This is a genomic window from Edwardsiella hoshinae NBRC 105699 = ATCC 33379, assembly GCF_000474215.1.
GTDB classification, from domain to species: domain Bacteria; phylum Pseudomonadota; class Gammaproteobacteria; order Enterobacterales; family Enterobacteriaceae; genus Edwardsiella; species Edwardsiella hoshinae.
In genome coordinates, this window is sequence record NZ_BAUC01000029.1 from 35,099 (window position 1) to 56,607 (window position 21,509).

A 21,509-nucleotide genomic window follows, 5' to 3' on the forward strand; every position below is an offset into this window, starting at 1 on the left:
GTCGTCCTCCCTGGCACGAGAAGCAATAACAAAACAATCATTCCTGGACTATAATTCGCTGGGTGAAGAGGTGAGATAATTGACCAGATCGTCAATAGATAATATTTTATGTTTTATCCCAGCCATTTCAGCGATCAAGGTGATATCTGGTTTTTTAATGCCAGATTGCGCGATCAGTTGATTGTTACTAAAGAGTATTTGTGGTAACCCATCAAAACATATACGTTTATTGGCCATCACCACGACTCGTTGGAAGTTATGTGCGACAAACTCCATGTTATGGGTAATAGTGATAATACCCATGCCGTTGTGATGCAGTTGGGCGATCATGCTTTCTAACAATGCGATACCACGGCTATCCAAGCCAGCGGTGGGCTCATCTAGTATCATATAATGAGGTGAGCTGGCGATCACGCTGGCAATAGTTAAAAATTTACGAACTGGCAATGGAAGATCGAAGGGATTTTTCCTTTTGAGTGAGCTCAACCCCGTGAGTTGCAATGCTATTTCAGTTCGTCGTTGGATCTCCTCGGCGGGAAGTTGCCGTTTCTTGAGGATATACTGTACTTCATCATTTACCGTTTTGTTAAAGATTTGGTCATCGGGATTTTGGAAGACATAGCCTACATATTTAGCGATCTGCGCAGTTGTTTTTTCTCGTGTATTGATACCATCGATCAGTACATCTCCTTGCGTCGGTAGTAAGAGACGATTCATCAATTTTGCTGCGGTACTCTTCCCCGCGCCATTTTGTCCAATAATCGCGACACACTCATCCTGTGCGATAGTGAAATCGAGATCTTCGTTAGAAATATACCCATTGGGGTACTGAAAATAAACATGGTCAAAGACGATCGACATTGTTACTCCTGGTATAGTTGAAGGTGTGGGTAGGATAAGCTAAGTAATGTCGCTGCCTGTTGATTAGTAATTGCTATAGATGGCAGAGGATGGCCGACTGTATGCATCCGGTGGCTAAAGAGTGTAGCTTGAGGAAGCGGTACGTCATATTGCAACAATATCGGATCAGCTAATACTTGCTGAGTTGAACCGTGTAATAAAAGTTCACCTTGCTGCATAACCAGTATTTTGTCACAGTATTCGGCGAGCATATCAACCTTATGTTCAACCAGAATGATGGTTTTTTTTCTTGCTTTAAGCAATTTAATAATTTCAAAAATATCTTTGGTTCCCTGCGGATCGAGTTGCGATGTGGGTTCATCAATGATGATGATATCGGGGTCCATAGCAATAATTGAAGCAAAGGCAACGCGCTGACATTGGCCGCCTGACAGGGTCAATGGATTCTTTTGAATCAAGCTGTCAATTTTTAGCAGCTGACAAACTGTGATGATTTTATCAATCATCAGTGCCTTGTCGATACCTAGATTCTCCAGGCCAATACCGACCTCTTCGAATACCGTTTCTTTGATGCCACTAATTTGTGAGAAAGGATTTTGAAAGACATAACCAATACGAATAGATAAAGCAGTTTCATTCCAATGGCGTACGTCGAGACCATCGATCAGTACTTCTCCCTCCAGTTCTCCATGATAAAAAAACGGGATTAAGCCACGCAACAGATTGCAGAGTGTCGTTTTCCCTCCACTATTCTCACCGATGATGCCATAGACTTTTCCCTGTTCAAACTGATAGCTGACATGGGATAATGCTTTCTTATTCGTGAGTGGATAACGGTATGAAACATTTTTCAATGTGATGATCTTAGATGGAGTATTCTCTTTCATAGATCACCCTTTACTTTAAGAACGATGGCTGTGACGAGCAGCAGATAGAAGAACAGTACTAACCATTTTTCGTAGCGTGAGATTGGTTTTAAGGTAACCAAATGGGTATGCGGTGCTTTATTCGAGAAGGCGCGAGCATCCATCGCGATCGTCTTCTCTTCCGTATAGGCAATGGCGCTCAAGGCTAATGGACTGATAATGGGAAAAAATGCACTGATGCGGCGCCATAGATTATCCTCAGTTTCGATCCCTCGCGCTCTCTGGCTGTCGAGGATGGTCGTCGCTCGAGAGCCTAACTCACTGATTGTCTTACTGGAGACCAACACCACATAAGAGATTGCGGCCGACATGCCCTTTTCCTCACAGGCAATCGCTAAGTGCTGCATTGGTGTAGAGAGAAAAAATAGGATGATAGCCCCGGAGAATCCGACAATGAAGAAGGCCATGTTAAAACCACTCTGTAGGGCATGGTCGGTCCAATGCCAGCCGAAGAGAGATAAAACTACCTCACCTTGATGGCGATTGGTGATCAACCGGGCAAATACCGTAAATAAACCGAGTAAGACGAAGATCGAGACTAATAGTTTATTGAATATCCTAAATTTTTTTATGTAAATAGCTATTAAGTAATAGATTAAACAGATAGCGAGGCCAAACTGCCAGTTACGCAGCACCATCGAGGTTAAGCCTAATGCTAAAGCAATATGGAGTTTGGTCAGCGGGTTCAAGTCTATGAGCCAGTTACCCGTGACATAAGTATGGCGAAAGCGGTTAATAAATTCTTGGTTAGTCATTATATCCCCTTATGTATAGAGCGGGTCGTTAGATGAGATAGCTATTCCCCTGGTGGCTGAACAACTAGTCAGCAATATATTCTTTATTAATAAAAATATTCCCATTTGGCAATTTCACTAAATAACGTATGGGGAGCGCCATGATAATGGCGACGACAGCAACACAGGCGATGATCTTATCTGGGATATCCATTAATAGACTGGCGATCATGGCGCAGAGAAACTTGGCAAGATGTGTCGCCTCATAAAGGGGAATTGCGATCAGTATTTGTGGTGTTGAACCATAAAAATCGAAACCAAATAGTGGCCAACCGATTAAGATACTGCCGACACCGCCAATAAATGAAAAAACTAACGAGGCGAGTACACCTCGCCAGATACTAGTAAAGCCACCACGCCTGGCGATAAGGCCAGCGGCGATACCAAAAAGTACATTAAGGATGGCATAAAACAGTGAGGTTGGATTTGTGATGGCATTGATGGCATTGGTGACTAACCCCGCCGTTGCGCCAGCAAGCGGGCCACACAGCGCACCGATCAAGATAGTACCGATAGCATCACAGGTAAAAGGCGTTTTTAATATGACAAAGAATAACTGATAACCAATAAAATTAATACCTACAGCGATAGGAATAAGAAAGAGTGTCAACTTATCAAAGTGCCATGCCATCTTGTCCATGATAGATACCTATTAGTAGTTATGTTATAATTTACTGATCGATTCAATAAAGTTGTGTATATACATTTCGCGGTCAAGATCGAATATGACACTGACATTTTTCTCCATCACCTTTCCTTGGAGTTTCTCCAGGTAATTCATATCGTCCACAACAGTCATTCCTTTGGTTAACGCACCATCCATTTCAATATCAACATAACATGTCTGGATGGTAAACCATTCAGGATGTACTACTGCGGCAACGGCCGTGGGATCGTGCAGAGTACAGCCGGGGAAATTTTCTATTTCGTAGTGGCTTTTACTGAAAAAATCAATCAGTTCGGCTACGAAACAGGCAAGCTCCGTTCCCTTCGCGCGTAGCAGTTCATTTTCTTGCCGAGTGATGTAGGCTTTTTGAGTTACATCCAGGCCGGCCATCAGAATTTTAATACCCGAGTGGAAAACTATGTAAGCTGCTTCAACATCAGCATATATATTGTATTCCGCGGCTGGCGTCCAGTTACCCCGTCGAGCCCCTCCCCCCATCAGGGAAATTAGGGCTATTTTACATTTGAGATCGGGGCGCATCTTGAGCAATAGGGCAATATTGGTCAAGGGCCCCGTAGCGATAATCGTTATTTTTTCTTCACTTTTTTCAATAAGTTCAATTAAAAAATTAACGGCATGGCCGGGATAGGGAGCAAACCCATTTTCAGGTAGAAGTGGTCCATCCAAGCCACTGGCACCGTGGAAGAGCAACCCCGTCTTCCCCTCTAACAAACTTCTAACCAAAGGCTCTGCCGCACCCATTACGACGGGAATATTTTCTCGTCGCGCCTTAGTTAATACTTTAATAGCATTATTAGTGACTTTATCAATAGATGTGTTTCCTGCAACGGTAGTGACCGCCTTTAACTCAAGCTGAGGAAAGGCCAGCGCCCACAAGATGGCCATAGCATCATCATGGCCGGGATCGCAGTCAATGATGATCGGTTGTCTTTCCATATATTACCTCGTCTCTTATTCAAGATACTATTTATTATGTGGGATGTTGGCATCATCGCTATATCTAATGACGGGATGGATTTATATCAACTGTCGTGATTTTAAGCTTATAGTATAAAATCATGTATATCATTAAGGGATGATACCCAGATTAGTGTGTTGAATATAAAATTAATTATATCTATTATTTATATGGGTAAGATATTTAAATTAATTTAAGCCAACTCGCTCAACATATGATAAATTACTCAGTGTGTAAAGCGAAAAACATCACCAGCAATGAGTAAATTTGTCTTTTTTCTATCTATGGCACGCTAGTGTGTCGAATGATTTTATATTTTGAATATATGCTTTTAAGTCATGCTGAATAAACCTGATTTAACAGGTTATAGCATAACGGGAGATCCGCTATCTACGGCTATGATTAGGCTTATATTTGATGAAAATAGTGACTGCAACTGCTAAATTTCCTCAATTTTTGCAATGTTATTGTGAGAGTGGTTTATTTAATGTCGCTAGATTATGTTATCAATCATTAAAATATTTAAACCTGAATACTATCAATTTACATAACAATAAAACCATAAGATAATAAGCATGCTGAGGTCATGGTATTAGTCTACAATCCGTAAGCAACGACGAGATTGCTGAGCAGACTAACCCAAGGGTAGCAGTATAGTTATTGTCTTAGCGTTATCTCATTTTATTTCAGCATATATTGATGCACTATCAAGGGAGTTAACGATAACTTATTTTAGCGCTATTTCGATTATTGCCAGCTTACTCGCCATGGTATGCATGCACGCCATAACGACAGTAATCGTCATACGCAGTTGAGCGCTTTACCGGAAGGCCGCGCTGGATCGGGTTATGGCACAGACACGGCTAAACATTACCCATCTGTGCCTCCCTCTGAACCACCCGCTACAACCACAGCAAATTCAATCCCAGATTAACGGCGGCAGCGACCGCCATGGGGATCGCAGTACGCTTCACCACCTGCAAGGGGGATACCTCAGCGATGGCGGCGATAGCCACGATAGCGGCGGTAATCGGCGAGACGGTACGGCCAAAGCTGGTCATTATCTGCATGGGCAACATCAGGGTGATCACCTCCACCTGCAACGCACTGGCAATATCAGGAACAATACCCGCTAACGGGAAAAATGCCGCATTACCGGATCCCATGAGAAATGCCGCCAGCGCAAGCAGGAAACTCATCACCACGATCATGGTGCCGACGCCAAACCCTGCCTGATGCATCCCCTGCGTCAGGGCTTCGATGGCGCCGATTTTAATCAATCCATTGGCAAAAACCTCACCACAAATGATCAGTGAAACAACCAATACAAAGGCTTTCCCCATTCCTTCAATAAAGATCATCAGGCTGCCCAAGACCTGGTGCGGTTGTCGCAGACGGAGCAGTTCAAATAACATGGCGGTCAGCGTACTGATCAGCATCGCCGCTACGATGGAAATACGCACCGGAGAGGCAAACAACGGACTAAAAGTGATGATCAGCGCCAAAGGCAATACCGGCAGCAGGGCATAACAGCGCGGAGGCCGTGGCGGTACGGGCCTCTCCCCCTCCTCGTCCGCAACGGGTAGCGTTAATCGTGCCGCGGCTTCGCGCCTATCCCACCAACGCTGCACCACATAATGACTCAGTGCCACGGCAGCGATAACCGGCAAGGTAACAGGTAACTGATGCTGAACAAAATAGATAACCGGATCCATTCCCGATAGTTGAGCTGCCAAAATGACCGGCCCGCTGGGACCATGATCGATAAACTGGGCACAACCGATAACCCCCAACGCCGACAGCTTAGTGACCCCACAGCGGATAAAGATGGGATACAGCGTCACCATCAACAGCAGTGCCAGGCCGGAGTGGCTGGGAATAAACAGCACCAATATCTGGGAGAGCAAAAAACCCAGCACCAGTAACAGATAGGGCGAGCGGATGCGTTTCAGTGGATGTTCAAAAATGGCAAACAGGGCGTGGCTGGCTCCCACATGATCCATATAACGGGCAAAACCGGAGATCGTCATAATGGTCAGCCCTATCCCGGCCAACCGGTTACTCATTACGCTATTAATAAGATAGAAGATATCAAAATAGCGCCAGTGGCTACTTTGCTCGGCGGCCATCAGCGGGGTATCCCGCAGCAGTACGGTAAAAAATAGCAGGACAACGCCCCCCAGTAACAAAATAGCCTGGGGATATCCCCCCTTTAGCAGGCCGTACACCACCAGAATGACGGTAGTGACAGCAATAAACAGTGTCAGCATGGCGCATGTCTCCTTATGACCAATAGGGTCGGTAGCAACAGGCGCGACGATGACAGGAGGAAAAAGGAAAAGGATAAACAGACTATTCTGGCTGTAGACGAAAGTCGTCAATGTAAATCGTGTTAATAGTATTAATCTAAGCAAAAATAGGCTTAATCAATGCGCAAGAAACAGCCTACAGCGATAACAGGCCCAGACTGTTCATAGGATAGGCGGCCCCCGCATTCTGCCTGCACTAATGCCTGACGGGGAGAGCACCGTCAGCATCAGCGGTCGCGTCAGCTTATGCGCCGACTAGTAAACGCCAGGCAAGCCATCACCATTACGCCTATTCGCCGGGCTAAGCAGAGCGCTACGCCTCTGACGGTAGCGATGATTGATATACGCTAATCTCAATCAGATTGCCGTCCGGATCGCGCAGATACAGGCTGTCGATCGGCCCTCGCGCACCAGTCCGCGGCACCACGCCCACTTCAATCGTCAGCCCTCGCCCCGCCAACTCTTGCTTAATCTGCTGGATATCGCCCTGCGCTAACAGGCAAATATCCAGACTACCGTAAGTCACCTGACGTGCGGCCGGGGTAAATTCCGCCTTACGACGATGGATATTGATCTTCTGGTTACCGAAGATCAACGCCAAGCGATCGTTACGCTCATCCAGCGTCATTCCGAGTCCATCGACATAGAAAGCCAGCGTCTGCTCGACATCTTCCACGGTGATCACCACGTGATCGATTCCTGTAATTAGCATCACTCACCTCATGATACAACGCGCCCGATATTCATCGCTGTCGCCGTCTCACCCGACATACCCCGAAGGCGTCGCCCCCAGTCTTGGCGGCGCACACCTCGCTGGCAGCAAAAAAATACCGGCTCCGAGAGCCGGTAGGTCAAGAGGCAGTCCTCATCCCACAATCAGGATGCCAGCGCCCGGGAGATCTTCTCATACAGATCGCCGGAAAGATTATCCAGCGCCAGCAACGCGTCCAACTGCTGACGCATCAACGCCTGGCGCTCCGCATCGTAACGCTTCAGGCGGATCAACGGATCGACCATGCGAGCAGCGACCTGCGGATTGCGGCGGTTCAAGTCGCGCAAGATCTCCGCCAGGAAGGCGTAGCCGGAGCCGTCGGGAGCATGGAAGGCGCGCGGGTTCAACTGGGCGAAAGCGCCGACCAACGCGCGGGTCCGGTTCGGGTTGCTTAAGGTAAAGGCGCGGTGATGCAGCAATTGGCGCACCCGCGTCAAAACATCATCATCCGGCGCGGTCGCTTGCAGGGTGAACCACTTATCCATCACCAACCCATCCTGATGCCAGCGCTGATCGAACTCGGCCATCAACGCCTCACGACATGGCAACTGCGCCGCCATCGCCGCCGACAAGGCGCCGAGTGCATCGGTCATGTTATCGGCCTGACGATACTGCTCACTGACTAAAGCATCCGCCTGCGCCACATCGGGCGCAAAGGCCAGGTAATGCAAGCAAACATTGCGCAGCGCGCGCTTGGCGATATCGCCATGCTCGATGCGATAGCGCGGCGTCGCGTTCTGCCGATAGGCCGCCAACCACGCCCCGGCCAGTTGTTGCGCCAGCAGCCGGGTCATCGCCTGATGAACCTGGGCGATGGCTTCGGGATCGATCTGGCTGAACAACTCGGCCATTTCCACTTCGGTGGGCAGCGTCAGGATCTGAGCGCGTAACGCCGCATCCCGTTGCTCGTCAGCGAGTACGCAGCCGAAGGCCGTCACCACATGCTCGGGCAGCGACAGAGGCTGCCCCTGCTGGCTACGCGCGACATTCAGACGGACATATTTAGCTAACAGCATCTGCGCCGCATCCCAGCGGGCAAAATCATTACGGGCATGCTGCATCAAGAAGGTCAGTTGCTGATCGCTATAGGGATACTCCAGCCGCACTGGAGCGGAAAACTCACGCAGCAACGACGGCGTCGGTGCTTGCGGCACGTTATCAAAGGCAAAGCTCTGTTCCGCCTCGGTGACGCTCAAGACGTTGCCGACCGGTTGCCCATCCATCACCAACGGGATCACCTGACCATCGGCATCGTACAGCTCAATATCTAACGGAATGTGCAATGGCTGCTTATCGTGCTGATCCGCCGTCGCTGGCGTGCTCTGGGTGACATACAGACGATACTGGCGTTGTGCGGCATCGTATTCGTCGCGCACCGTCAACAACGGTGTACCGGACTGACTATACCAGCGGCGGAACAGCGTCAGATCGATGCCCGAGGCATCCTCCATCGCCTGCACGAAATCATCGCACGTCGCGGCGCTGCCGTCGTGACGCGCAAAATAGAGACGCATCCCGGCCTGGAACTTCTCTTCGCCCAACAGGGTATGCAGCATGCGGATCACCTCGGCCCCCTTCTCATACACCGTCAGGGTATAGAAGTTGTTCATCTCGATGACCTGCTCCGGGCGGATCGGGTGTGCCATCGGGCCAGCGTCCTCGGCGAACTGAGCTCCGCGCAACACGCGTACATTATCGATACGATTGACCGCGCGCGAGCCTAAGTCAGAACTGAACTCCTGATCGCGGAATACCGTCAACCCCTCTTTGAGACTCAGTTGGAACCAGTCGCGGCAAGTCACGCGGTTCCCAGTCCAGTTATGGAAATATTCATGGCCGATCACCGATTCAATATTCAGGTAATCTTTGTCGGTCGCGGTCTGCGCCTTGGCCAGCACGAACTTGGCGTTGAAAATGTTCAACCCCTTGTTCTCCATCGCCCCCATATTAAAGAAGTCCACCGCCACGACCATGTAGATATCCAGGTCGTACTCCAACCCGAAACGCTGTTCGTCCCAACGCATGGCGTTCTTCAATGAGGTCATCGCCCAGTCGGCGCGATCGAGATTACCGCGATCGACATACAGCTCCAGCGCGACACTACGCCCACTACGGGTAATAAAGGTATCGCTCAGCCGATCGAAGTCACCGGCCACCAGCGCGAACAGATAACAGGGCTTGGGGAACGGATCGTCCCACTGTACCCAGTGGCGGCCATCCGCCAACTCCCCCTGATCGACACGGTTACCGTTCGACAACAAATAAGGATAACGCGCCTTATCCGCCACGATGCGCGTCCGGAAACGGGCCAGCACATCGGGACGATCCAAATAATAGGTGATATGGCGGAACCCTTCGGCCTCGCACTGAGTACACAGCGCCTCACCGGACTGATACAGCCCCTCCAGGGCGCTGTTTTGTGCCGGATGGATCTCGTTGACGATCGTCAGCGTAAATTGGGACGGCAGTCCTTGAATAATCAGTTGATTACCGTCAATCCGGTAGTCGCTCCACGCCAAGCCATCCACGGCCAGCGAGCGCAGGGTCAGCGCCTCACCATCCAGCACCAACGGCGCTCCCGGGCTCCCCAGCCGTTTGACCTGGCTGATGGCCGTCACCGTGGTGAGTTCGGCATCGAGGGCAAAATCCAAGTCCAGATCGGTGATGGTGTAATCCGGCGCTGTATAATCGCGGCGATACTTCGCCTGTGGTTGTTGAGTCATAGCTACCCTTGTTGACTGTCTTTGGCTGGGCGGCAGTGGGCGGATGCTCCGCGCCCCATCGAGACGGGATGCCTCCCCGCCACCTACGCGATCTGTGCGGGCGCCGAGCAGCGCGACGCCACACCCCTCATCGTCGCAGCATATCTTGTGCGATAGGATTGTTCCATACTATATAGCCACATGCGGCGCTATAACGCGCTCAGAATGCTATGCTGCCTACGCGCCGCAGAGCGCATGCCCCTTATAACACACCGATTTTCGCCCCGCGCACAACCGAACCAGCGCCCAATCCGCAACCTATCAGCCGCCGTTTGCGTAGATTATCGGTTCATTCTGCGTCTAAACTAGGTATACTCCTTCGACTTTTGTCACTAATCCCTGACGAGGATGCAGTAACGCGCCATGACTCAAGATGTCTCCCCGATTATCACTTCGCTGCTGGACACCGACGCCTATAAACTGCATATGCAACAGGCGGTGTTCCACCGTTACCGCAATGTCAGCGTAGCGGCGGAGTTTCGCTGCCGTGGCGACGAGCTGCTGGGGGAATACGCCGACGAGATAGCCCGCCAGGTCGCACTGATGGGGCAGTTGCGCCTAAGCCAAGATGAATATGACTATCTGGCAACGCTGCCCTTCTTCCAGCGTGACTACCTTGATTGGCTGCGAACCCTGCGCCTCGACCCGGCGCAGGTCGTCATCCGTAACGATGGCGGGCGGCTGAACATCCGCATCAGCGGCCCCTGGCGTGAGGTGATCCTGTGGGAAGTCCCGCTGCTGGCGGTGATCAGTGAAGTGGTGCATCGTCATCGCTCGCCGCAGATCACTCCGCAGATCGCCATTGAACAGTTGCAGCGCCGTCTGGCGGCATTTCACCAGTTGAGCCGCGATATCGATCTGAGCGGGTTCCGTCTGATGGACTTCGGCACCCGGCGGCGCTTCTCGCGGGCGGTGCATCAGGCCATCCTGACGACCCTACAGCAGGAGTTCCCCTACCTGAGCGGCACCAGCAACTACCTATTTGCCAAACAAATGGGGTTGGCGCCGTTAGGCACCCAGGCGCATGAATGGTTCCAGGCTCACCAACAGATCTGCCCGGTACTGGCCAACAGCCAGCGCGCGGCGCTGCAATCTTGGCTGGATGAGTACCCCGATCAACTGGGGATCGCCCTGACCGACTGCATCACCATGGATGCCTTCCTGCGCGACTTTGGTAGCCAGTTCGCCGGCCACTACCAGGGGCTACGCCACGATTCGGGAGATCCGATCGCCTGGGGCGAGAAGGCCATCGCCCATTATGAGACGTTGGGCATCGATCCGCGCGACAAGGTGCTGGTCTTCTCCGATAGTCTGGATCTGCCGAAGGCTTTGGCGCTCTACCGCCACTTTCACGGCCGTATCCGCCTCAGCTTCGGCATCGGCACCCACCTGACCTGTGACCTGCCTGGCGTACGGCCGCTGAATATCGTCATCAAGCTGGTGGAGTGCAACGGCAAGCCGGTCGCCAAGCTCTCCGATAGCCCAGGTAAGACCATCTGCCAGGATGCAGCCTTCGTTAAGGCGCTGCGTAAGGCCTTCGATCTCCCGTTGGTCAAACGCGCCAGCTGATCCCCCTCCCCGGTGCGCCGCCGCTCGGCGCGGCACCGGGTTCCCTCCGCCAATCCCCTACTTGGGGGCAATGACACGAAAAAGTTACCTCGGTGGGGCTTAATTCCGCTTGTGTCTGTTTGCATGACAAGTAACATAGCATCATGCCCTTCATCTATGAGGGGACAAGGTTATTTGTCAATCAAGATCACTATAAAGAGAGAAATCTATGAGCGTAGTGCCTGTAGTCGACGTACTGCAAGGCCGCGTGGCGGTAGACACTGAGGTCACCGTTCGTGGCTGGGTACGTACCCGGAGAGATTCTAAAGCTGGTATCTCCTTCCTCGCCGTCTATGACGGCTCCTGCTTTGATCCGTTACAGGCCGTCGTGAATAATTCTCTACCGAATTATGAAGATGAAGTGTTGCGCCTGACCACCGGCTGCTCCGTGGAAGTCTGCGGTCGCGTCGTAGCCTCGCCGGGCGAGGGGCAGAGTTTCGAGCTGCAAGCGTCAACCATCCGCGTGGTCGGCTGGGTTGAAGATCCGGACACCTATCCGATGGCGGCCAAGCGCCACAGCATCGAATACCTGCGTGAAGTGGCCCACCTGCGTCCGCGCACCAACCTGATCGGAGCCGTCGCTCGCGTACGTCACACCCTGGCGCAGGCTATCCACCGCTACTTTCATGAGAACGGTTACTTCTGGGTCTCCACCCCGCTGATCACCGCCTCCGATACCGAAGGTGCCGGCGAGATGTTCCGTGTCTCTACCCTGGATATGGAAAACCTGCCGCGTGATGCCGCCGGCAAGGTGGACTACAACGAAGACTTCTTCGGCCGCGAAGCCTTCCTGACCGTTTCCGGTCAGTTGAACGGCGAGACTTACGCCTGTGCGCTCTCCAAGGTCTATACCTTCGGCCCGACTTTCCGCGCCGAAAACTCCAACACCAGCCGTCACCTGGCCGAGTTCTGGATGGTTGAGCCGGAAGTCGCCTTCGCCGATCTGAACGCCATCGCCGGCGTCGCCGAGGGCATGCTGAAGTATGTCTTCAACGCGGTGCTGGAAGAGCGCGCCGACGATATGGCCTTCTTCGCCCAGCGGGTGGATAAAGACGCCATTGATCGCCTACAGCGCTTTGTCTCCTCTGATTTTGCCCAGGTGGACTACACCGATGCCATTACCATCCTGGAAACCTGTGGCAAGCAGTTCGAAAACCCGGTGTTCTGGGGCGTCGATCTCTCCTCCGAGCATGAGCGCTACCTGGCCGAGCAGCACTTTAAAGCACCGGTGGTGGTGAAGAACTACCCGAAAGATATCAAAGCGTTCTACATGCGCCTGAACGAAGATGGTAAGACCGTCGCCGCGATGGACGTGTTGGCACCGGGGATCGGCGAAATCATCGGCGGTTCACAGCGTGAAGAGCGTCTGGATATGCTGGACAAGCGTCTGGATGAGATGGGGCTGAAGAAAGAAGATTACTGGTGGTACCGCGATCTGCGTCGCTATGGCACCGTGCCACACTCCGGTTTCGGGCTAGGCTTCGAGCGTCTGGTGGCCTATGTCACCGGAGTACAGAACGTACGCGACGTTATCCCGTTCCCACGCACCCCGCGTAACGCAACATTCTGATCTAACGCAGCATCAACGCATTACAATTCGCTAACAAAAGAGGGGGTCGGCTACGCTGACCCCCTCTTTTTTAAACTTAGACTTCTGTCACAAAGTTCCCTGATTTTTACATTTTGATACACATTATTTCATTATGTTACCGCTATAATATATTTGTATCATTTTGCTGGTGGATTATCATCGGTGTGGATGGAACACTGCCATCCAGACACAGGAAGACACCATACTCTCTAGCTTAGTTCCGCAGGGGGTTAAAAAAAGTCCCAACGGGATCAAATTAGGCAGTGGCAGGTGTCAAAAAAATAAAACCAATGAGGGTAACAATGATGAAACGCAATATTCTTGCAGTGGTAATCCCGGCTCTGCTGGTTGCTGGCGCGGCCAACGCGGCTGAGATGTACAACAAAGACGGCAACAAAGTTAGCCTGTACGGTAAAGTCGACGCCCGTCACACATTCAGCTCCAATGCGGGTGACAACGGCGATGCTACCTATGCCCGCTTTGGTTTCAAAGGCGAAACCCAGATCAACAGCGAACTGACCGGTTACGGCCAGTGGGAATACAACTTCCAGGCCAACAACTCTGAAAGCAGCGACCCAACTATCGGTCAGGAAGGCAACAAGACCCGCCTGGGCTTTGCCGGTCTGAAATACGCCGACTACGGCTCCCTGGATTACGGCCGTAACTATGGCGTGGTCTACGACGTCGAAGCCTGGACCGACGTGCTGCCGGTCTTCGGTGGCGATACCTACGCCAACTCCGACAACTTCATGACCGGCCGTACCAATGGCGTGGCTACCTACCGTAACAACGGTTTCTTCGGTCTGGTTGACGGTTTGAACGTTGCCCTGCAGTATCAGGGTAAAAACGACAACGATAACCGTGGTAAATCCAAACAGAACGGCGACGGCTTCGGTATGTCTGCCTCCTATGACATCGGCTGGGGCGTAAGCGCCGCAGCGGCGTTCTCTTCTTCTAACCGTACCCTGGATCAGAAACGCGCTGGCGGTCTCATCGCTAGCGGTGACAAGGCTCAGGCTTGGACCGCCGGTCTGAAGTATGACGCCAACAACGTCTACGTAGCCGCCATGTACGCCGAAACCCTGAACATGACCCCGTACGGTGACAATGGTATCGCTAACAAGACCCAGAACTTCGAAGCCGTGGCTCAGTACCAGTTCGACTTCGGTCTGCGTCCGTCCATCGCCTACTTGCAGTCTAAAGGCAAGCAACTGGGTGATAAGGCTAACGTAGACAAAGATCTGGTTAAATACCTGGATCTGGGCTCCTACTACTATTTCAACAAAAACATGTCCGCCTATGTTGACTACAAGATCAACCTGCTGGATAGCAACGACCAGTTCTACAAAACCAACGGTATCAGCACCGACAATATCGTTGGCGTTGGTATGATCTACCAGTTCTAATCTCGACGCGGCCTCAGGCTGTGTAAGCGTATCAAGAGCAGGGCTACGGCCCTGCTTTTTTATGGCACCCTCCGTCTGAATATGTGCCGTTGCTAATTGTTTTTACAGCATTAATTCCGCCATCTTCCCCTTGAGCGCCACTTTATCGTCTTTTTCAGCCAAACGGTTGGCAAGGGTTGCCCATAGCGGTAATCTGTCGTTTCACTGGCTTAAACTGGACACATGGAAGCTCTCGCATGTTTGAAAACATCCCTGCTGCACCCGCCGATCCAATCTTGGGGCTGGCCGACCTGTTTCGCGCCGATGCGCGCCCGCATAAAATCAACCTAGGCATCGGCGTCTACAAAGACGAAAGTGGTAATACCCCGGTACTAACCAGCGTAAAAAAAGCTGAGCAGTATCTGCTGGAGCATGAAACCAGCAAAAACTACCTGAGTATCGATGGCATCGCCGCCTTCGGCCAGCGGACGCTGGAGCTGCTGCTGGGTCAGGAGAGCCCGATTCTCTTAGCTAACCGGGCGCACGCCGCCCAGACGCCGGGCGGTACCGGTGCGCTGCGCGTCGCCGCCGACTTCCTGGCAAACAAAACCTGCGCCAAACGTGTCTGGGTCAGCAATCCCAGTTGGCCGAACCATAAGAGCGTCTTCGCCGCCGCCGGCCTCGAGGTGCGTGAGTATGCCTATTACGATGCCGAACACCATTGCCTAGACTTTGCCGCACTGCAAGAGAGCCTGGCTCAGGCCCAGCCTGGCGATGTGGTGTTGTTCCACGGCTGCTGCCATAACCCCACCGGTATCGACCCGACAGCTGAGCAGTGGGAGATGCTGGCCGAGATGTCGCGCTGCAACGGGTGGTTGCCGCTGTTCGACTTCGCCTACCAAGGCTTCGCCAACGGTCTGGAGGAGGACGCGCTAGGACTGCGCATCTTTGCCGCGCGCCACGACGAACTGATCGTTTGCAGCTCCTATTCGAAGAACTTCGGCCTGTACAACGAGCGTGTCGGTGCCTGTACCCTGATCGCCGCCGACAGCGGTAGCGCCGCCAACGCCTTCAGCCAAATCAAGGCGGTGATCCGAGCCAACTACTCTAATCCGCCGGCGCACGGTGGTGCCATCGTCGCCACCATCCTGGGCGATGACGCGCTGCGCACCATGTGGGAACAAGAGCTGACCGACATGCGCCAACGGATCCAGCGCATGCGCCACCTATTCGTTAACACCCTGCAAGAGAAAGGGGCCGAACAGGACTTTAGCTTTATCACTCGCCAGAATGGCATGTTCTCCTTCAGCGGGTTGAGCAAGGAGCAAGTCGGCCGCCTACGCGAAGAATTCGCGGTTTACGCCGTCAACTCCGGGCGCGTCAACGTCGCCGGCATGACGCCGGACAACATGGCGCCGCTGTGTGAAGCCATCGTCGCCGTGCTGAAATAAGCGCGACAAGCACGCATACGGCGGGCCGTCACAGGGCGCCCCGCCGTTTTTCTACCCCATGTTTGGCCTTCCGGCCATTAGCCCAAGGCCGCCATGCGCTTGAGTGTTTCCGCCGTCGTCCACAGATCATTAGCGATGAAACGGTAGTTGATCAATGCCGCCTGGTAGCCATCGCCCTCTGGGGCACGCGGTCCCGCGGTAGCATCTTTCACCACCACCACCTCGAAGCCCTGCTCCACCAACTCGCGTAAATGCGATTCGATACACAGGTTAGCGGCCATCCCGGCCAGCAGGATCTGCGAGATCCCACGCTTACGCAGCTGGAGCACCAAATCATTACTTTCTGGGCCGAAGATCTTATGCGGTGAGGCGATGATGGTTTCGCCATCCAAGATATAGGGTTTAAACTGCGGCATAAAATCCGCCCCCGAGTCGCTGAATCCCTCCAGCGTCAATGGCCCCTGGCGATCAAACATATGGCTGTTGTGCATAAAGTGCTCGCCCGGCCCGCCGAATTGCCATTGATGATCGTAGGGATAGTAATAATGAGGGGAAACCGCCACCAGCATCCCCTGACGTTTAGCTTGGCGCAACAACGCCTCCAGATGCGCGACGGTATTATTCTGCGTCACGCTCTCTTTCAGCACCGCCCAGCCGACTCCGTTAGGGCTGAGAAAGTCGACCTGGGGATCAACCACCACCAACGCCACCTGTGACTTCTGCAAGTTGACTCCGCGGCGTGGCAAACCATACTCCTTCGGCTCCGCATAGGGATCGGCCTTACCCGTTTCGCCGCTGGCGGCTTGCACCAACGTCGGCCCCACGGCCGCCAAGCCTACCCCGGCGACCGCTAGCCTGACCCCCTTACCGATCGCGGCGCGACGCGCCATTGGCTGTTCCGGCTGCGACTGTAACGCTGGATTCTGTTTCATACGCTTTCCTTATGGTGATAGGTCATGGTGTGCGAACGTTTCCCCGGCATTGGCGAGGAGGCCCTCATGCCGGGGCGCGTAGCGGCACCTGGCTTGGACGGGATGCGCTGGCGATACAGTGGGCCGAATGCACCATCGCCACAAAGGCGGCTGCCAGCATGATCACATCTTTCAACACCAGCCGCCCGGCACCGGAGAGATAGGGGAATCCGGTATGGGCGTCCGCGCCGCTCACCCAGGTTTCCGGCGTAAAAATCAAGAACGTCAGGGTGACGAAGGGGGTCAGAAAGGCGAGTGTCGCGCCCCAGAAGCCAATACGCGGCGAAATGTAGTGTGCCAGGATCAACAGACTGAACAGCACCTCGATCACTCCCAGCCCCGTGGAATAGCCGTAGGTGTTATTGGCCTGATGCCAAGCCCGATTCGCCTCGATCAGCTCGCCTTCGTGATTCATAAACTGAGCATAATTAGCCGGATCGTTATAGAAGAAGGACATGAACGGGCTATTGGCGACAAAAGGCACGATGCTATCGGCCTCATAAGGAATAAACTTCAACAGACCAATCCAAAGAAAGACCAAGGCGATAGCCAGGCGACAGAGCGTGGCCGCAAGCGCCTGTTGATGTGCTAAGCGCTGGTAAAGTGTCGACATAAGAGGAGCTCCTTAAGGGGATAAATAAACCTCATCCGTTATACCCAAGGCGCGGAAGTAACAACATGTGATTACGTCTCAGCCTGTTGCGTCCCCGTCTCAGGCCGGCTTGGCTGTGATCACTCCCACTCTTTTCATGCCATGCGACGTGCCAGCGAAGCGCCACACCGGTTACCCTCACGTCTGTGCTTACCGTCTCCCTACGCCGCTCCCCCTCAACACTGACCGATACGCGTACGACGCACTGCGCCGATGGCCGTTAGCGCGCCGCGGGCCTCATCGGGTGTAAGCAGCAAAAAAAACGCGGCCCAAGGCCGCGTCTGCGCTGTCATCCGTGGTGCGAACGCTTAGCGCGCCATCTGGAACAGCGACATACTCTGCATATCGGAAAAGACCTTATAAGAAGCCTGCAACGAGACCTGACGCAACGCGTACTCACTGGCGGCCTGTGTCCAGTCCACATCCTGTACATTGCTGATCCGGGTCTTATAGGTAATGGCATTTTCATCGCCGATGGCATCCAGCGAATCCAGCTCATTCAACTGCGTCCCCAGCTCCGCGCGTACTTGCGAGACATTATTCAATGAATTGCGTAGGCCACGGTTGGCGGAATCCAAACCATCGACCACTTTCTGCTTGGTGGCCTCATCGGCTCCCGCTAACGGGGTCTTCAGGGCCGTGATCGCCTGCTGCAAGGAGGAGAAAATATCGTTATTCACCGAGCCATCCGGCTCTTTGATCGGGTTGCTGGAGGCCGTCAGAAAGACTTGTTTACCGGTATGGCTGACGGTCATGGTACGCGCCGCATCCACCTGCTGGGTCAATGCCTTATTGCCCCCCTTATAGGCCACCGCCCCGGTGCCATCTTTGGTGAATGGGGCCACATCGCTCTTATAACCGGCGAAGATGTAACGCCCATTGCCGTCGGTGCTGTTCGCCAGATTAAGTAGTTGATCGCGCATACTTTCCAACTGAGTGGCAATCGCCGCACGGTCATCATCGCTCTTGGTACCGGAGGACATCCCGTCAACCAAGACCGGCGTCGCATTCTGCAAGACGTTGGTTACCTGCTGTAAGACGCTCTCTTCCATCGAGGTACTCTGGCGGGCATAACCTCGGGCCATGCCATATTGCTCGTTCATCGACTTAGCCTGGTTCAGGCCAACCAGTTGAGAGGCGGCCAGCGGATCGTCCGAGGGAACGATCACTCGCTTACCGCTGTCCATCTGCGCGCCGATGCGCTGCCATTCGGACTGGGCATCGAGAACGCCATTCATATTCTGCTGATAGATCATGCTGGTACTTAGACGCATGGCGGAATGTCCCCTTATCGAATATCCAGCAACGCATTAAACATCGACGTGGCAGTCTGGATGACCTGCGCATTCGCCATGTAATACTGTTGAAAACGTACCAAATCGCCGTACTCCTCATCCAGGTTCACCCCGGAGACCGACTGCTGTACCTTGGTCAACTGCTTCACCACATTCTCTTGTGCCTTGCTGTCAACCTTGGCGCTATTGGTCTGGTTACCGATCGTTCCCACTAAGCCAGCATAGGCGCCGCTCAGCGTCGCCTTACCGCCGACCAGTTTTTTATTTTGCAAATCCAACATTTTTTGTGCGTTGGTGTTGTCACCAACCTCAGGATCCTTACCGCTACCCGAGGCCAGACTCGCGGCAGCGATCTTCGCCGGATCGCTAATCTTGACCTCGAAACCGCTAACCACGGTCGAGGTGGTACGCAGCTTAAAGCTGTCGTTATCCGCTGGCGTTTTACTGATGTTGACCTTTAAGCCATCAAACTTCAGCACCTGCTGCCCGCCCTCAGTCACCGGCGCAACGGTCTGCTGACTACCATCGGCCAGACGGGTGATATTCCACTTGCCGCCTTTAAAGTCGACGCGGTAATCGGTGGCCTGCACCTCGGCGATATTATCGTAGCTGGCCGACAATGAGGCATCAGAGGTGTTATTCCGGTTAGACAGGCTCTCCGGTTGTGCGAAACCGAACAGATCACCGCCCTTATCGCCGTTGAGATCCACCCCTTCCGCCTGCACCTGGTTGAAGGCATTCGCCATGCTCAGCGCAATCTGCCCCAGTTGGTTACGGGTGTTATCCAACGCCTCACTGCGAAAACGGTAGACACCGGCCAGGCTGCCACCGCTGATACGCGCTTCAGGCACCTCGCTCAACCCATTGCCACGATCGTAAGCCAGCGTGGTACGTGATGGATCGCTGCTGGACGGTACCGCCTTCACGCTGTAGGCGTCCCCGCCCTGTACCAGCGAGAGACCACCGGCAAACGAGACGTTCATCGCCCCGTCCTGCATGCTGATATCGACATTGACGATCTGATTCAGTTCGCTGGCCATCCGATCGCGCAGATCCAAGAGATCATTCGGTGCGGTACCGCCGCTGGCCCCGGTCAACTCGGAGATGCGGTTATTCAGATGGGCTATCTGCTTGGCATAGTCGTTGATCTGCTCGGCGTTATTGCTCACCGTTTGATTTGCGTTGCTTTCTAGGTTACGCAAATAGGCATCGGTGCTCTTAAACTGGGCAGTTAGGCCGTTAGCATTGGATATTACCGTCTGACGAGCCGCAGAATCGCTCGGGTAACTGACCAGGTTTTGTAGGTTTTTAAAGAAGTTCTGCATGTTGGCGGACAGGCTATTGGTGCTATCGGCCAGCAGATCATCAATCTGTGAAATCTGTTGATGGTAGGTCGTGGTGGTCGCCAGTGTACTCTGCCCCTGACGCAGCTGATTCACGACAAACTGGTTATATTCGCGGTTAATCCCGCTGACCACCACGCCGTTGCCGATGAAACCGGCCGGGGTGCTGGTGCCGTTGTTTTCGACAAAGCTGACGCTCTGGCGGTTATAACCGGCGGTATACACGTTATTGATATTATTGCTGGTGACAGCCAGCGCCGTCTGCGCGGCGCTCAGTCCGCTCATTGCGTTATTGATTAAGTTGGCCATGCGGTTTCCTATACGCTAAAAAAGCCCGCCGCCAGGAACGACAGGCTTTTACTGTTATTTTCTCTATCGGCAGACCGGGAGAAAACTTGAATCTTTTTCCCCCGCCGCTCCCTGGTGCGCGGCACGCTTCGTCGCTGAAGGCGCCCCGCGGCTGGGACACGTTCAAGACGGCGCGCTACACATCAGAACAGGTTCGCCAGATCGTGGGTATACGCCTGTACCACCCGCTGCCCGGCCTGTTTGATCTGGCCGATTAACTGCACCAACTTGCTGGCGTAGTGTGGGTCGCTAGCATACCCGGCGCGTTGTAGGGCGTGAGCCGCCTGCTCCGGCGTATCGGCATTGACTACCGCGGCATAGCGCGGATTGCTGGTCAGCAAACCGATATAATCGTTGATCGCCTCAAAGTAGGAGCCGTACACCCGGAAGCGGGCACGCGTTTTCACTGCCACGCCGTTCTCATACTCGGTGGTGGTGACGTCGGTCGTCGGGCCATTCCAGTTCTTACCGGCTTTGATGCCGAACAGGTTATAGCTACGGCCCCCCTGTGCTGTCGGGATCTCACGTTGCCCCCACCCCGACTCCAACGCCGCTTGCGCCATGATCAGTTGATGCGGGATCCCGCTCCGCTGGCTGGCCAGTTGCGCTGGCAGGCTCAATTGCGCCATAAACTCACCGTTACTGTTAGGCTGTGGCAGCGGCGACCCCATCTGCGGAATACGCGGCATGGCGCGGCGCATCACCTGCGCCAACGCCGCTACCGGCATGCTGTTGATGGTTTCGCCATCCAACGCTAGCGGTGCCACCCCGACACTGGCGGGGATCGCCGGCTGA

The 21,509-nt window shown here is 53.4% G+C and carries 17 protein-coding genes; 4 read left to right on the plus strand and 13 right to left on the minus strand.

What is annotated here, in order from left to right; translation table 11 throughout:
- Positions 1-48: 48 nt before the first annotated feature.
- The 8 genes from EHO01S_RS12805 to pepN all read right to left on the minus strand — a co-directional run bounded on the left by EHO01S_RS12805 (position 49) and on the right by pepN (position 10,031).
- Positions 49-861 carry an energy-coupling factor ABC transporter ATP-binding protein gene (locus tag EHO01S_RS12805; protein WP_024524327.1) on the minus strand — a complete coding sequence of 271 codons (813 nt, stop codon included), beginning with the start codon at positions 859-861 and terminating at the stop codon, positions 49-51.
- A 2-nt stretch (positions 862-863) separates the two neighbouring features.
- On the minus strand, positions 864-1,748 hold the full coding sequence (locus EHO01S_RS12810) for an energy-coupling factor ABC transporter ATP-binding protein (RefSeq protein ID WP_051355220.1): 885 nt from the start codon (positions 1,746-1,748) through the stop codon (positions 864-866).
- Positions 1,745-2,542: an energy-coupling factor transporter transmembrane component T gene (locus tag EHO01S_RS12815; protein WP_024524329.1), complete on the minus strand. Its 798-nt coding sequence runs from the start codon at positions 2,540-2,542 to the stop codon at positions 1,745-1,747. The genes EHO01S_RS12810 and EHO01S_RS12815 overlap by 4 nt, the downstream gene beginning before the upstream one ends.
- A 64-nt stretch (positions 2,543-2,606) precedes the next feature.
- The gene (locus EHO01S_RS12820) at positions 2,607-3,221 is read right to left on the minus strand and encodes an ECF transporter S component (protein WP_024524330.1); all 615 of its coding nucleotides are present in this window, start codon (positions 3,219-3,221) and stop codon (positions 2,607-2,609) included.
- A 24-nt stretch (positions 3,222-3,245) separates the two neighbouring features.
- The gene (locus EHO01S_RS12825; RefSeq protein WP_024524331.1) at positions 3,246-4,205 is read right to left on the minus strand and encodes a nucleoside hydrolase; all 960 of its coding nucleotides are present in this window, start codon (positions 4,203-4,205) and stop codon (positions 3,246-3,248) included.
- Positions 4,206-5,129: 924 nt separating this feature from the next.
- Positions 5,130-6,497 carry a C4-dicarboxylate transporter DcuC gene (gene dcuC / locus EHO01S_RS12830; RefSeq protein WP_024524332.1) on the minus strand — a complete coding sequence of 456 codons (1,368 nt, stop codon included), beginning with the start codon at positions 6,495-6,497 and terminating at the stop codon, positions 5,130-5,132.
- A 352-nt stretch (positions 6,498-6,849) separates the two neighbouring features.
- Positions 6,850-7,248 carry a VOC family protein gene (locus tag EHO01S_RS12835; protein ID WP_024524333.1) on the minus strand — a complete coding sequence of 133 codons (399 nt, stop codon included), beginning with the start codon at positions 7,246-7,248 and terminating at the stop codon, positions 6,850-6,852.
- A 164-nt stretch (positions 7,249-7,412) separates the two neighbouring features.
- Positions 7,413-10,031 carry an aminopeptidase N gene (gene pepN, locus EHO01S_RS12840; RefSeq protein WP_024524334.1) on the minus strand — a complete coding sequence of 873 codons (2,619 nt, stop codon included), beginning with the start codon at positions 10,029-10,031 and terminating at the stop codon, positions 7,413-7,415.
- A 402-nt stretch (positions 10,032-10,433) separates the two neighbouring features.
- Between pepN and pncB the strand changes: the two genes are divergently transcribed.
- The 4 genes from pncB to EHO01S_RS12860 all read left to right on the plus strand — a co-directional run bounded on the left by pncB (position 10,434) and on the right by EHO01S_RS12860 (position 16,105).
- Positions 10,434-11,639 carry a nicotinate phosphoribosyltransferase gene (pncB, locus tag EHO01S_RS12845; RefSeq protein WP_024524335.1) on the plus strand — a complete coding sequence of 402 codons (1,206 nt, stop codon included), beginning with the start codon at positions 10,434-10,436 and terminating at the stop codon, positions 11,637-11,639.
- Positions 11,640-11,847: 208 nt separating this feature from the next.
- On the plus strand, positions 11,848-13,248 hold the full coding sequence (gene asnS / locus EHO01S_RS12850; RefSeq protein ID WP_024524336.1) for an asparagine--tRNA ligase: 1,401 nt from the start codon (positions 11,848-11,850) through the stop codon (positions 13,246-13,248).
- A 323-nt stretch (positions 13,249-13,571) separates the two neighbouring features.
- Positions 13,572-14,675: a porin OmpC gene (gene ompC / locus EHO01S_RS12855; RefSeq protein ID WP_024524337.1), complete on the plus strand. Its 1,104-nt coding sequence runs from the start codon at positions 13,572-13,574 to the stop codon at positions 14,673-14,675.
- 236 nt (positions 14,676-14,911) lie between these two features.
- Positions 14,912-16,105 carry an amino acid aminotransferase gene (locus EHO01S_RS12860; protein ID WP_024524338.1) on the plus strand — a complete coding sequence of 398 codons (1,194 nt, stop codon included), beginning with the start codon at positions 14,912-14,914 and terminating at the stop codon, positions 16,103-16,105.
- Positions 16,106-16,182: 77 nt separating this feature from the next.
- Here the strand turns inward: EHO01S_RS12860 and EHO01S_RS12865 are convergent, their stop codons facing one another.
- The 5 genes from EHO01S_RS12865 to flgJ all read right to left on the minus strand — a co-directional run.
- Positions 16,183-17,037: a cysteine hydrolase family protein gene (locus tag EHO01S_RS12865; RefSeq protein WP_024524339.1), complete on the minus strand. Its 855-nt coding sequence runs from the start codon at positions 17,035-17,037 to the stop codon at positions 16,183-16,185.
- 64 nt (positions 17,038-17,101) lie between these two features.
- Positions 17,102-17,689, minus strand: coding sequence for a reactive chlorine resistance membrane protein RclC (gene rclC / locus EHO01S_RS12870; RefSeq protein ID WP_024524340.1), 588 nt, complete (start codon positions 17,687-17,689; stop codon positions 17,102-17,104).
- A gap of 347 nt (positions 17,690-18,036) precedes the next feature.
- A complete protein-coding gene (flgL, locus tag EHO01S_RS12880) occupies positions 18,037-19,002 on the minus strand; it encodes a flagellar hook-associated protein FlgL (RefSeq protein WP_024524341.1) in 966 nt (321 codons plus the stop codon).
- Between the two features lie 14 nt (positions 19,003-19,016).
- A complete protein-coding gene (gene flgK / locus EHO01S_RS12885) occupies positions 19,017-20,675 on the minus strand; it encodes a flagellar hook-associated protein FlgK (RefSeq protein WP_024524342.1) in 1,659 nt (552 codons plus the stop codon).
- A gap of 182 nt (positions 20,676-20,857) precedes the next feature.
- Positions 20,858-21,509 (minus strand): flagellar assembly peptidoglycan hydrolase FlgJ (gene flgJ, locus EHO01S_RS12890; protein WP_024524343.1); only part of this gene is annotated, 652 nt, incomplete at its 5' end.